Annotated in this window: 12 protein-coding genes; 8 read left to right on the forward strand and 4 right to left on the reverse strand. The window is 42.2% G+C overall.

Features of this window, described 5'->3' with window-relative positions; genetic code table 11:
* The first annotated feature begins 108 nt into the window (after nucleotides 1-108).
* On the forward strand, nucleotides 109-1203 hold the full coding sequence (locus KZX55_RS03650; RefSeq protein ID WP_248024547.1) for a DUF2974 domain-containing protein: 1095 nt from the start codon (nucleotides 109-111) through the stop codon (nucleotides 1201-1203).
* A 63-nt stretch (nucleotides 1204-1266) separates the two neighbouring features.
* On the forward strand, nucleotides 1267-1896 hold the full coding sequence (locus KZX55_RS03655) for an MBL fold metallo-hydrolase (protein WP_084940078.1): 630 nt from the start codon (nucleotides 1267-1269) through the stop codon (nucleotides 1894-1896).
* A 105-nt stretch (nucleotides 1897-2001) separates the two neighbouring features.
* Here the strand turns inward: KZX55_RS03655 and KZX55_RS03660 are convergent, their stop codons facing one another.
* Entirely contained in the window at nucleotides 2002-2766 is a 765-nt protein-coding gene (locus tag KZX55_RS03660) for a hypothetical protein (RefSeq protein WP_248024549.1), read from the reverse strand.
* An 88-nt stretch (nucleotides 2767-2854) separates the two neighbouring features.
* On the reverse strand, nucleotides 2855-4747 hold the full coding sequence (locus tag KZX55_RS03665) for a M13 family metallopeptidase (protein WP_248024551.1): 1893 nt from the start codon (nucleotides 4745-4747) through the stop codon (nucleotides 2855-2857).
* 179 nt (nucleotides 4748-4926) lie between these two features.
* Between KZX55_RS03665 and KZX55_RS03670 the strand changes: the two genes are divergently transcribed.
* From KZX55_RS03670 to KZX55_RS03695, 6 genes are all read left to right on the forward strand, one after another.
* Nucleotides 4927-5649 (forward strand): metal ABC transporter ATP-binding protein, encoded by a 723-nt coding sequence (locus KZX55_RS03670; protein ID WP_248024553.1) that lies wholly within the window; start codon nucleotides 4927-4929, stop codon nucleotides 5647-5649.
* Nucleotides 5646-6494, forward strand: a complete 849-nt coding sequence (locus KZX55_RS03675) for a metal ABC transporter permease (RefSeq protein WP_000559794.1) — start codon at nucleotides 5646-5648, stop codon at nucleotides 6492-6494. The genes KZX55_RS03670 and KZX55_RS03675 overlap by 4 nt, the downstream gene beginning before the upstream one ends.
* Nucleotides 6495-6520: 26 nt before the next feature.
* Entirely contained in the window at nucleotides 6521-7450 is a 930-nt protein-coding gene (psaA, locus tag KZX55_RS03680) for a metal ABC transporter substrate-binding protein (protein WP_248024567.1), read from the forward strand.
* Nucleotides 7451-7570: 120 nt separating this feature from the next.
* Nucleotides 7571-8065 (forward strand): thiol peroxidase, encoded by a 495-nt coding sequence (gene tpx / locus KZX55_RS03685; protein ID WP_248024569.1) that lies wholly within the window; start codon nucleotides 7571-7573, stop codon nucleotides 8063-8065.
* Nucleotides 8066-8148: 83 nt separating this feature from the next.
* Entirely contained in the window at nucleotides 8149-8799 is a 651-nt protein-coding gene (locus KZX55_RS03690) for a metal-dependent transcriptional regulator (protein ID WP_248024571.1), read from the forward strand.
* A 107-nt stretch (nucleotides 8800-8906) separates the two neighbouring features.
* Nucleotides 8907-9320: a hypothetical protein gene (locus tag KZX55_RS03695; protein ID WP_248024573.1), complete on the forward strand. Its 414-nt coding sequence runs from the start codon at nucleotides 8907-8909 to the stop codon at nucleotides 9318-9320.
* Nucleotides 9321-9351: 31 nt separating this feature from the next.
* Here KZX55_RS03695 and dtd read toward each other — a convergent pair whose 3' ends face one another.
* Nucleotides 9352-9795, reverse strand: a complete 444-nt coding sequence (gene dtd, locus KZX55_RS03700) for a D-aminoacyl-tRNA deacylase (protein WP_248024588.1) — start codon at nucleotides 9793-9795, stop codon at nucleotides 9352-9354.
* Nucleotides 9796-9824: 29 nt separating this feature from the next.
* Nucleotides 9825-12041 carry a RelA/SpoT family protein gene (locus KZX55_RS03705; RefSeq protein WP_248024596.1) on the reverse strand — a complete coding sequence of 739 codons (2217 nt, stop codon included), beginning with the start codon at nucleotides 12039-12041 and terminating at the stop codon, nucleotides 9825-9827.
* Between the last annotated feature and the right edge of the window lie 103 nt (nucleotides 12042-12144).

A 12144-nucleotide genomic window follows, 5' to 3' on the forward strand; every position in this document is an offset into this window, starting at 1 on the left:
TGCAAACCTGTATTTAAACCATATCGCTAGCAGTATAGCAAAATCTAGTGAGCCTACTAGCTAATTCTAGATAAATGTGATAGGATAAATATAGAGAAAGGAGCTTTTATGGCCAATATTTTTGACTACCTCAATGATGTAGCATACGATTCCTTTTATGACCTCTCCGTGAACGAGTTAGATGTTCTTGCCTTGACTGAATTAACCTACCTTGCTTTTGATGATGTAGTCACCCAAGAACCAAAGCGCCTCATAGATCTTGCACCTCAAATTCCTAGAGACACGACGATGTTGACCAATAAAAACCGTCTCCAGTTGTTGGATCAACTCGCTCAACACAAACGATTTAAAAATTGCAAGCTCTCAGAATTTATCAACGATATTGATCCTGAATTGCAGAAACAGTTTGCATCCATGACTTATCGTATCAGTCTCGATACCTATTTGCTTGTTTTTCGTGGAACTGATGACAGCATCATTGGTTGGAAAGAAGATTTCCATATGACCTATATGAAGGAAATCCCAGCTCAAAAACATGCCCTCCAGTATTTAGAGGACTTTTTTGCCCAACATCCTAACCAAAAGGTTATCCTAGCAGGACACTCAAAAGGGGGCAATCTAGCTGTCTATGCTGCCAGTCAACTTGATCCAAACTTGCAGAAAAACATTATCGCTGTCTATACTTTTGATGCACCTGGGCTTCACAAGGAACTAACCGAAACACTAGGCTATCAAAACATGATAGACAGAACAAAAGTATTTATCCCACAAGGTTCTATCATCGGGATGATGCTGGAAATTCCGGATAAAAAAATCGTTGTTCGAAGCACCGCCTTAGGTGGCCTTGCTCAGCACGACACCTTTAGTTGGCAGGTTGAAGACAAACACTTTGTCCAACTGGACGAGACCAATAGTGACAGCCAGCAAGTCGATACAACCTTCAAGGAATGGGTTGAAACAGTCCCTGATACTGAACTGCAGCTCTACTTCGACCTCTTTTTTGGAATCATTCTCGATTCAGGCATCTCTTCTATCAACGACCTCTCTTCCTTCAAGGCCATTGAACACATTCATCATCTCTTTGTCCAAGCCCAATCCCTCACTCCCGAAGAAAGAGAAACCATGGGGCGCTTAACCCAACTCTTGATTGACACCCGCTACCAAGCTTGGAAAAATCGTCAAGGCACGAAAAAGACTTTCTGATACCCTAAGTATTCTCTTCTATGCTATACTTAGTTTAGTACATTCTTTGAGATTGGAGCCAGTATGAAAATCCATAAAACCGTGAATCCCGTTGCCTATGAAAATACTTATTATCTAGAAGGGGATCAACACTTAATTGTGGTTGACCCAGGTAGCCATTGGGAAGCTATTCGCAAGACTATTGAGAAAATCAACAAACCAGTTTGTGCGATTCTCCTGACCCACACCCACTACGACCATATTATGAGTCTGGACTTGGTTCGTGATACTTTTGGAAATCCCCCAGTTTATGTAGCAGAGAGCGAAGCTAGCTGGCTTTACACTCCTGTAGATAATCTCTCTGGTCTCCCTCGTCACGATGATATGGCAGATGTGGTCGCAAAACCTGCAGAGAACACCTTTGTTTTTCATGAGGAATACCAGCTTGAGGAATTTCGTTTTACAGTTCTACCTACCCCAGGGCACTCTATTGGCGGTGTTTCTATCGTCTTTCCTGAAGCCCATCTAGTCTTGACTGGAGATGCTCTATTCCGTGAAACCATCGGACGGACAGACCTTCCTACAGGTAGCACGGAACAACTCCTCCATAGCATTCAGACGCAACTCTTCACCCTTCCTAACTACGATGTCTATCCTGGACATGGTCCAGCTACAACTATCGCTCACGAAAAGACCTTCAATCCCTTTTTCTAGCAAACAAAAAAACCAAGGATAATTTCCTTGGTTTTTGTGTAGCTTCTATTTCTATGTCAATATTTGCTCAGAAGAATCAATATTGACTAGAAAAATAATTTAAAACTAATTAGCTCGATTCAATTCTTTCCAGTCAATATTTGATAAATTAAGCTTTTCAGAAGAAATATCTAAAACTTGCTCTGCTTTTTCGTTGCCACCGATTTGAATAGTTGCTTCTTTAATCTTCTGCACTCCATTTTTATCAAACGAATATAGAGCCAGATTCACTTCTGGACGAGTTGACTGCCAGTCTGCATAAGAGACTTGACCGTTTTCATAAATATCAAATCCTGAGCGAAAACCACCTGCAGAAGCTATATATGCTGTGTGAAGTAAGCTAGGTTGTTGATTTTCCAAATAATAAATGGCTGAAACAAATTTTTCATCGCCAATAAGCAACTCGTCTTGACCATCCTTATTCAAATCAACCATTGCGTATTTCCAATCGGGTGCATTTTGATAATCCATTCGAGAGAAAACCAGGCTATATTCTTCTGAAGTAATCTTATCTTGTTTATTCTCCTTGTATAAATCTTCTCTATTACCTTTTTTTAAAAGGTCTGTAAAGTGATTATAGCGTTCAATCACTTCTTTATATAAATCTTGTCCAGTTTCTTTCTTATTTTCAGCAGTTGATTGTGATGCCTTGGTTGACGATTCACTAGTATTCTCAGCCTTTGCTTCTGTTGATACACTAGTCTTATCGTCTTTGGAGACAGATGATAGTGCGGATGAAGGTTCTGTATTGTTCCTATTTTTATCGAGACTACAAGATGCTAGAACTGAAATCGAAAGAATAGCTGATAGCATTATTAAAAATTTCTTCATGTTTACCTCGATAGCATTGCATTTTCAGATTGATAAACTTCAAAAATGAACCATTAATTCCAAGATGATACTTGGTTAGGGACTTACTTTACCAAATAATCACACGGTCCTCTGGTGAACGCCACATACCATCGCCTTCTTTGACATCGTATGTTGTAAAGAAGTCATCGAAGTTTGGCACTTGCACATTGACACGGAGTTTGGCAGGCGCGTGCACGTCGACACTGGCCATGAGTTTCATCAACTCAGGACGGCCTTTCATACGCCAGATACGAGCAAAGTTGTGGAAGAATTCTTCAGCTGAGAAGTCTGGTTCTCTCTTAGCAGCTTCAAGGGCTGCAGCAATTCCTCCCAAGTCAGCAACGTTTTCAGACACGGTTAGTTTCCCGTTGATTCTTGCACCGTAAGATTCTTGTCCATCAAACTGGTCGATAACTTTCTGCGTTTTTTCTTTAAAGGCAGCATAGTCACTCTCTGTCCACCAATCCTTAAGACTACCATTTTCATCAAAGGAAGCACCATTTGTGTCAAAGGCATGAGAAATCTCGTGGGCAATAACAGCACCAATCCCACCGTAGTTGGCAGAAGACGACTGATGCAAGTCATAGAATGGAGCCTGCAAAATGGCAGCTGGAAAGACAATCAAGTTCTTCTGAGGATTATAGTAGGCATTAACCATGTGAGCTGGCATGCCCCACTCCTTATAGTCAACTGGTTGGTTCCACTTGCTCCAGCTGTGCTTGATTTCCACACGCCCAAAGGCTAGGGCATTCTCAAAGAGACTGGCAGTTTCATCCACTACCTTGTCCTTGTAGCGTTCTGGCAATTCCTCTGGATAACCGATATAAGGTTTGATGACATTGAGTTTGACAATGGCCTTATCTCGCGTTTCAGGTGTGAGCCAGTCGTTCTTAGCCAAGCGTTCCTTATAAACGTCAATCATAGTCGCTACTTTTTTCTCTACGTCTGCCTTGGCTTCTGGAGAGAATTTTTCATGCGCATACCAGAGACCAAGAGCTTGCTTGAAAGGACCTTGGGCCAAGTGATAAGCTGCTTTGACCTTGTCCTGTGCTTCTGGCACACCTGAAAGGGCACGTCCGTAGGCACCTGACAAAACACGAATCTCGTCAGTTAGATAGCTGGTTGAAAGATTGACTACGCCCAAAATCAAAGTCGCCTTAAGTAAAGGCCAAGCTTCTTCACTATAAAATTGATCTGCTGCTTGCCAGAAACGTTCCTCGTCTACGATAACCTTGTCTGGAGTTTGCCCAAGAACTGTTTGGAAGAAATTATCCAAAGGTAGGGCAGGAGCGAATTTCTTGAAATCTTCATAAGCGTATGGATGGTAGAGTTTGGCATATTCTGAACTTTCTTCGTTAGAAAGCACCACAGCTGCAACTCGACGGTCCAATTTCAATCTCTTCTCTAGTAAATCTGCGATTTCCTCATCTGAAAAATCATAGGCTTTGAGAAGATTCGTAGTACTTTCCTTCCAAAGAGCCAAGAGCTCCTCACGCTGAGGATGGTCTTCAGCATAGTAAGTCGTATCTGGCAAGATAGTACCTGGAGCACTTGCCCAGAGAACATTGGTTCTGGCATCCATAAAGTCTGGTGATACACCAAATGGAAGGAAGTTTGGTTTACCAGCTAGTTCAAACCCTGCCAGTTTGCTGGTGAAATCTGCAAAGCTCTCCAAATCTTGGTATTCCTTGAGCATTGGCAAAACGGGCTTGATCCCATCTGCTTCTCTCTTGTCAAAATCACGTACCATACGATGGTACTTAACAAAGTTTGAGAGGATAGCATCCTCTGGGACCTCTTCACCGACCAACCACTTGTCCGTAGTCGCCAGCATCAACTCTTCAATTTCCTCATCAAGGTCAATAAAACCACCTGTTCGTGATTTATCAGCTGGAATGACAGCTGTTTTTTCCCATTCGCCATTGATTGCATCATAAAAATCGTCTTGATAACGTGTCATCTTGTTCTCGCTTTCATTTTTTCACTTATTCTTAGCTTAGCAAAAAACACTTGGGAATGCAATTAAAAATGGTTTCTCTTTTCACTTCATTTTTCAGTTATTATTTTAAATTTTTCAAAAATTAACTTGACTTAATTTTTTTTTTAAGGTATATTAAAAGACAGGAGGAATACAACTGTATGATACGTATCGAAAACCTCAGTGTCTCCTACAAAGAAACGTTGGCACTAAAGGATATTTCACTAGTGCTCCAAGGACCAACTATTACCGGAATTATTGGTCCAAATGGTGCTGGAAAATCAACTTTATTAAAAGGTATGTTGGGAATTATCCCACATGAAGGTCAGGCCTTTCTCGACGATAAAGAAGTCAAGAAATCTTTAAATCGAGTTGCCTATGTCGAGCAAAAAATCCATATCGACTACAATTTCCCTATCAAGGTCAAGGAATGCGTCTCTCTGGGACTCTATCCATCCATCCCACTCTTTCACACCTTAAAAGCCAGCCACTGGAAAAAAGTGGCAGATGCACTTGAAATCGTTGGACTTTCAGACTATGCTGATCGCCAAATCAGCCAGCTCTCAGGAGGACAATTCCAACGTGTGTTGATTGCCCGTTGCTTAGTGCAGGAAGCAGACTACATCTTTCTAGATGAGCCATTTGTCGGGATTGACTCGGTTAGTGAAGAGATTATCATGAATACGCTGAGAGATCTTAAAAAAGCTGGTAAAACAGTTCTCATCGTCCATCATGACCTCAGCAAAGTCCCCCATTATTTCGACCAAGTTTTGCTTCTCAATCGAGAATTAATAGACCTTGGTCCGACTAAAGAAACCTTTACCGAAGCCAATCTTAAGAAGGCCTACGGTAGCAAACTCTTTTTCAATGGAGGTGGCCTATGATAGCAGAATTTATCGATGGATTGCAAAATTTCCATTTCCTACAAAACGCCTTGATCACAGCTATTGTCATCGGAGTTGTTGCTGGAGCCGTGGGATGTTTTATCATCCTACGTGGTATGTCTCTCATGGGAGATGCCATCTCTCACGCAGTTTTGCCCGGCGTAGCCCTTTCCTTTATCCTGGGAATTGATTTCTTTATTGGAGCGATCATCTTTGGCTTGATGGCTTCCATCATCATTACCTACATCAAGGGAAACTCTATCATCAAGAGTGACACTGCCATTGGTATTACCTTTTCATCTTTCTTAGCCTTAGGTGTCATCTTGATTAGTGTTGCCAAGAGTTCGACAGACCTCTTCCATATCCTTTTTGGGAATATCCTCGCTGTCCAAGATACGGACATGTGGATTACCATTGGTGTGGGGGCATTGATTCTCTTGATTATTGGGATTTTCTTTAAACAACTATTGATTACATCCTTTGACGAGCTCCTGGCTAAAGCAATGGGAATGCCCGTTAATTTCTACCACTATCTACTCATGGTGCTCTTGACCCTTGTGTCCGTCACCGCCATGCAAAGTGTCGGAACCATTCTTATCGTGGCCATGTTGATCACCCCAGCTGCGACGGCTTACCTTTATGCTAATAGCCTAAAGAGCATGATTTTTCTTTCATCAGGCCTAGGAGCTCTGGCTTCTGTTGTAGGGCTCTTTATCGGCTATAGTTTCAATCTCGCAGCAGGATCGAGCATCGTGCTCACATCCGCCAGCTTCTTTCTAATCAGTTTCTTTATCTCTCCTAAGCAACGATACTTGAAACTGAAAAACAAAAAAATCATTAAATAACGGGGAAACCCTTCTGGAGGAATCTAATGAAAAAATTAGGTACATTGCTTGTACTCTTTCTTTCCGTCATTGCTCTTGTAGCATGTGCTAGCGGAAAAAAAGATACGACTTCTGGTCAAAAACTAAAAGTTGTTGCTACAAACTCAATCATAGCTGATATTACCAAAAATATCGCTGGTGACAAGATTGATCTTCACAGTATCGTTCCTGTTGGTCAAGACCCACACGAATACGAACCACTTCCTGAAGACGTTAAGAAAACTTCTCAAGCTGACTTGATTTTCTATAACGGTATCAACCTTGAAACAGGTGGCAATGCTTGGTTTACCAAATTGGTCGAAAATGCCAAGAAAACTGAAAACAAAGACTACTTTGCAGTTAGCGACGGTGTAGACATCATCTACCTTGAAGGCCAAAACGAGAAAGGCAAAGAAGACCCACACGCTTGGCTCAACCTTGAAAATGGGATGATTTATGCTAAAAATATCGCTAAACAGCTCATTGCCAAGGACCCTAGCAACAAGGAATTCTACGAAAAAAATCTCAAAGACTATACTGAAAAACTAGACAAACTGGACAAGGAAGCCAAAGAGAAATTTAACAATATCCCTGCTGAGAAGAAACTCATCGTAACCAGCGAAGGATGCTTCAAATACTTCTCTAAAGCCTACGGTGTCCCAAGTGCCTACATCTGGGAAATCAACACAGAAGAAGAAGGAACACCTGAACAAATCAAAACCTTGGTTGAAAAGCTTCGCCAAACAAAAGTTCCATCACTCTTTGTTGAATCAAGTGTCGATGACCGTCCAATGAAGACTGTTTCACAAGACACAAACATCCCAATCTACGCACAAATCTTTACTGACTCAATCGCTGAAGAAGGCAAAGAAGGCGACAGCTACTACAGCATGATGAAATACAACCTTGACAAGATTGCTGAAGGTTTGTCTAAGTAATCCATTAAAAACGTCGTTCTCACATGAACAGGCGTTTTTTATCGCTTAATTTCCAGTCAAATCATTGGAAAAATCTGACACTTCTCGGTAAAATAAAAGAAAAAAGAATGGAGTAGTTTCATGACCACTTTTCTTGGAAATCCTGTAACCTTTACAGGTAAACAACTGCAAATCGGAGACAAGGCACTTGACTTTTCTCTTACGACAACCGATCTCTCTAAAAAAACGCTAGCTGACTTTGATGGAAAGAAAAAAGTCTTGAGTGTTGTCCCTTCTATCGATACTGGTGTCTGCTCAACGCAAACACGTCGCTTCAACCAAGAACTTGCTAACCTTGACAACACCGTCGTTCTTACCGTTTCTATGGACCTACCATTTGCCCAAGGACGCTGGTGTGGGGCTGAAGGCCTTGACAATGCCATCATGCTTTCAGACTACTTTGACCATTCTTTCGGGCGTGATTATGCCCTCTTAATCAACGAATGGCATCTCCTTGCACGTGCCGTCTTTGTTCTCGATACTGACAATGTCGTCCGTTACGTAGAATACGTTGACAACATTAACACTGAACCAGACTTTGAAGCTGCTATTGCCGCTGTGAAAGAACTGGACTAAAATCAAAGCCATTAGGGCAGAAGGCTAGAGAAATCTAGCTTTTTTTGATATACTAGATGGAGAGAAAAGACAAGAGGAAACGAATGACGCCAAATAAAGAAGACTATCTAAAATGTATTTATGAAATCGGTACGGAAATGCAGAAAATCACCAATAAAGAAATTGCTGCCCGTATGCAAGTCTCTCCACCTGCCGTAACAGAGATGATCAAACGCATGAAAAGTGAAAATCTCATCCTAAAGGACAAGGAGAATGGCTATCTATTGACAGATATTGGGCTCAAACTAGTCTCCGAGCTCTATCGCAAACACCGGTTGATTGAGGTCTTTCTAGTTCACCATCTCGACTATACCAGTGACCAGATCCACGAGGAAGCTGAGGTCCTAGAGCACACTGTATCTGACCTCTTTGTAGAGAGACTGGATAAACTCCTGGGCTTCCCTAAAACCTGCCCCCACGGAGGAACCATCCCAGCCAAGGGAGAACTCTTGGTCGAAATCAACAACTTACCACTGGCAGACGTCCAAGAAGCTGGAACCTATCTCCTGACTCGCGTTCATGATAGTTTTGAACTACTCAAATATCTAGAAAAGTATGAAATCCATATCGGTGACCAAGTCAAAGTCAAGCAGTTTGATAATTTTTCCAATACCTTTACACTGGTCAACAAAGGTGAAGACCTCCAAGTTAGTATGGATATCGCCAAACAACTCTATGTCGAAAAAATCAACTAAGCCCTTATCCTTAAAAGAAATTCCTTTCAGGGATTTTTTATTATTTTAGTTGTAAGTTCCATTCGTTTGATGTAGAATGAAGCTAGATAAAAGAGGGAGGTCTTCCTATGAAAAAGCTCTTTAGAATCCATTTTGCAGCCATTGCAGTCAGCGATTTGCTACTATTAGCTTTTTTTATCACAAAACAAGAGACAGCTTTAAGCTGGCTCCTGCTCTCTGGTTTTATTTTCATCGTTGCTCAGGGACTACTGCTATCTCGCTTGGTCTTCCGACTCAAAAAACATTTCTCTGAGATTTATCCTCAAATCAATAAAAAGATTCGCTTCTACTATTTAGGGGTTCTCACCATTGACTTTCTATTATTTATCCTTTTAGCCTTCACTAGTTCTCAGCGATTTTCCTCTCTTATGCCAATCGTCACTTCTTGCCATTCTACTTTTTATTATCTGACAGCTAACTACCTAAGAGAAAACTATTCAGACTTTTACGATAAACACATTTCTTTATGCGATTGTTTCTAAACAAAAACCAAGCCAGCTGGGCTTGGTTTTCTTATCTATTTTTTGTATCAAGGATAATGGTGACCGGTCCGTCATTGACCAGCTCCACCTGCATATCCGCTCCAAAGATACCTGTCTGAACAGGTACTTCTTGTACTAGCTTTTGATTGAGAGCGTCATAGAAGGCAGCTGCCATGTCCGGCTTGGCTGCACCTGTAAAGGCTGGACGATTGCCCTTCTTAGTATCTGCAAAGAGAGTAAACTGAGAAATAGAAAGGATTTCCCCCTCAATATCCTTAACAGACAGATTCATCTTGCCTTCTGCATCTGAAAAAATCCGCATATTGACAAGCTTTCTCACAGCATAGTTCAGATCTTCCTCTTGGTCCTCTGGGCCAACACCGACCAGCAATAAAAGCCCCTGATTGATTTTCCCATGAACCTGACCTTCGATACTCACTTGGGCTTTCTTGACTCGTTGAATGATGATTTTCATAATAGCCTTTCTAGTAAGAGCTAGGAGAATTAGCCGTTGGTCCGTTTGACGGAGTAAACCTCTGGCACACTTTTAATCTTATCAACTACTGTCGTTAGAGTTGAGAGGTTGGAAATACCAAAGGAAACATGGATATTAGCAAATTTCATATCCTTGGTTGGTTGAGCATTAACGGTTGAGATATTCTTGGTCGTGTTGGAGAGAACTTGCAGAACATCATTTAAGAGCCCTGTACGGTTGAGACCATAGATATCGATGTGGGCAGTGTATTCCTTGCTTGAGAATTGATCTTCCCATTCCACATCAAGGAGACGTTGCTCGTAGTTTTCTTGGGCGCGAAGGTTCATACAGTCCACACGGTGAATAGCTACACCACGACCTTTGGTAATGTAGCCAACAATGTCGTCACCCGGGACTGGATTGCAACACTTGGCAATCCGCACTAGGAGACCTGAGGCCCCTTCAATGACCACACCACCCTCATGCTTGACCTTGAGGGTTTCTTTATTTTCAACCTTAACTTCGCCACCTTTGACAAGTTCTTCTGCCTCCGCCTTGGCCTTGGCACGTTCTTCCTCACGACGTTCCTTTTCGGTCAAACGGTTAAAGACGGTGATAGCGCCAATTTCTCCAAAACCAATGGCTGCATAGAGAGCTTCCTCTGTCTTGTAGCTGGTCTTTTGAAGGACCTCGTCCATGTGACGCTTGTCCATAAACCTATTGGCTACATAGCCGTTTTCTTGGAACTGGGCCATCAGCATTTCACGGCCCTTGTTAACGGATAATTCCTTGTCTTGATTTTTAAAGAACTGACGAATCTTGTTGCGCGCCTTGCTGGTCTTGACCATGTTGAGCCAGTCACGACTCGGACCAAAGGAGTTGGGATTGGTGATAATTTCAACCTGATCCCCTGTCTTGAGCTTGGTTGTCAGTGGAACCATACGGCCATTGACCTTGGCACCAGTCGCTTTTTCACCGACTTTGGTATGGATCTCATAGGCAAAGTCAATCGGTCCAGAATCTTTTGGAAGGGAACGAACCGCACCATCTGGAGTAAAGACGTAAATCTCCTCCGCCAGATAGTTTTCTTTAACAGAATCCACAAATTCCTTGGCATCATCAGCCTGGTCTTGGAGCTCCATCATCTCCTTGATCCAGTTCATCCCAATAGCAGATTCCTTGCTGTTGACCTGCCCTTTAATGCCTTTCTTATAAGCCCAGTGAGCCGCAACCCCGTACTCAGCCACTTCGTGCATTTCCTTGGTCCGAATCTGGAATTCAATCGGCCCTTTTGGCCCATAAACGGTTGTATGGATAGACTGGTAACCATTGGCCTTACGATTGGCGATATAGTCTTTGAAGCGGCCTGGCATAGGTTTCCAAAGTTCATGCACATAACCCAGCATAGCATAGACATCACTCTGGGTATCTAAGATACAGCGAATGGCAATCAGGTCATAAATTTCCTCAAAGCGTTTCTTCTTATCCTGCATCTTGCGGTAGATCGAATAGATATGCTTAGGACGACCATAGATTTTCCCTTTGAGATTGCGTTCGGTAGCGTACTCTTCCAACTTGGTTACGACTTCATCAACCAAAGCCTCACGTTCTCTGCGTTTTTCCTTCATCATGTGGGTAATCTTGTAAAACTCAGTTGGATTGAGGTAACGGAAAGATAGATCTTCCAACTCCCACTTGACACTGGAAATCCCCAGACGATGAGCAAGTGGTGCGTAAATTTCCATAGTTTCTCTGGAGATACGTTCTTGCTTGTCCTTTCGCAGGTGTTTGAGAGTCCGCATATTGTGCAAACGGTCCGATAATTTAACCAAGATAACACGGATATCCTCAGACATGGCCATAAGCATCTTGCGGTGATTTTCAGCCAATTGTTCCTCGAGTGATTTGTACTCAACCTTACCAAGCTTGGTCACCCCATCAACGATAATCCGAACATCATGACCGAACTCTCTCTCCAGATCATCCAGTGTCGCATCTGTGTCCTCAACAACGTCATGCAAAAAACCACAGGCAACGGTTACGGCATCCAGCTTGAGCTTAGCCAGAATTCCTGCTACCTGAATGGGATGGATAATATAGGGCTCACCTGATTTCCGAAACTGCCCACTATGACAATCAACTGCATAAATCAATGCTTTTTGTACAAAAGCAACGTCTTCCTTTGTTAAATATTCTTTCGTTAAAGCGACTACCTGATCGCCCGTCAAATTCACTTCTTTCGGCATCTATACTCTCCAATTCTTCCTACCATTTTATCACTTTTTTAAGGATATGAAAACTAGAAAAGCCTGTTTTTATGCCAATACCAATCATTAAAAAAACACTACC

This window comes from Streptococcus halitosis (genome assembly GCF_023147855.1).
GTDB classification, from domain to species: domain Bacteria; phylum Bacillota; class Bacilli; order Lactobacillales; family Streptococcaceae; genus Streptococcus; species Streptococcus halitosis_B.

What these genes read in the sequence shown, in the direction of transcription:
- KZX55_RS03650 (WP_248024547.1), top strand. Translation starts at nt 109, where the DNA reads ATGGCCAATATTTTTGACTACCTCAATGATGTAGCATACGATTCCTTT.
- KZX55_RS03655 (WP_084940078.1), top strand. Translation starts at nt 1,267, where the DNA reads ATGAAAATCCATAAAACCGTGAATCCCGTTGCCTATGAAAATACTTAT.
- KZX55_RS03660 (WP_248024549.1), bottom strand. Translation starts at nt 2,766, where the DNA reads ATGAAGAAATTTTTAATAATGCTATCAGCTATTCTTTCGATTTCAGTT.
- KZX55_RS03665 (WP_248024551.1), bottom strand. Translation starts at nt 4,747, where the DNA reads ATGACACGTTATCAAGACGATTTTTATGATGCAATCAATGGCGAATGG.
- KZX55_RS03670 (WP_248024553.1), top strand. Translation starts at nt 4,927, where the DNA reads ATGATACGTATCGAAAACCTCAGTGTCTCCTACAAAGAAACGTTGGCA.
- KZX55_RS03675 (WP_000559794.1), top strand. Translation starts at nt 5,646, where the DNA reads ATGATAGCAGAATTTATCGATGGATTGCAAAATTTCCATTTCCTACAA.
- psaA (WP_248024567.1), top strand. Translation starts at nt 6,521, where the DNA reads ATGAAAAAATTAGGTACATTGCTTGTACTCTTTCTTTCCGTCATTGCT.
- tpx (WP_248024569.1), top strand. Translation starts at nt 7,571, where the DNA reads ATGACCACTTTTCTTGGAAATCCTGTAACCTTTACAGGTAAACAACTG.
- KZX55_RS03690 (WP_248024571.1), top strand. Translation starts at nt 8,149, where the DNA reads ATGACGCCAAATAAAGAAGACTATCTAAAATGTATTTATGAAATCGGT.
- KZX55_RS03695 (WP_248024573.1), top strand. Translation starts at nt 8,907, where the DNA reads ATGAAAAAGCTCTTTAGAATCCATTTTGCAGCCATTGCAGTCAGCGAT.
- dtd (WP_248024588.1), bottom strand. Translation starts at nt 9,795, where the DNA reads ATGAAAATCATCATTCAACGAGTCAAGAAAGCCCAAGTGAGTATCGAA.
- KZX55_RS03705 (WP_248024596.1), bottom strand. Translation starts at nt 12,041, where the DNA reads ATGCCGAAAGAAGTGAATTTGACGGGCGATCAGGTAGTCGCTTTAACG.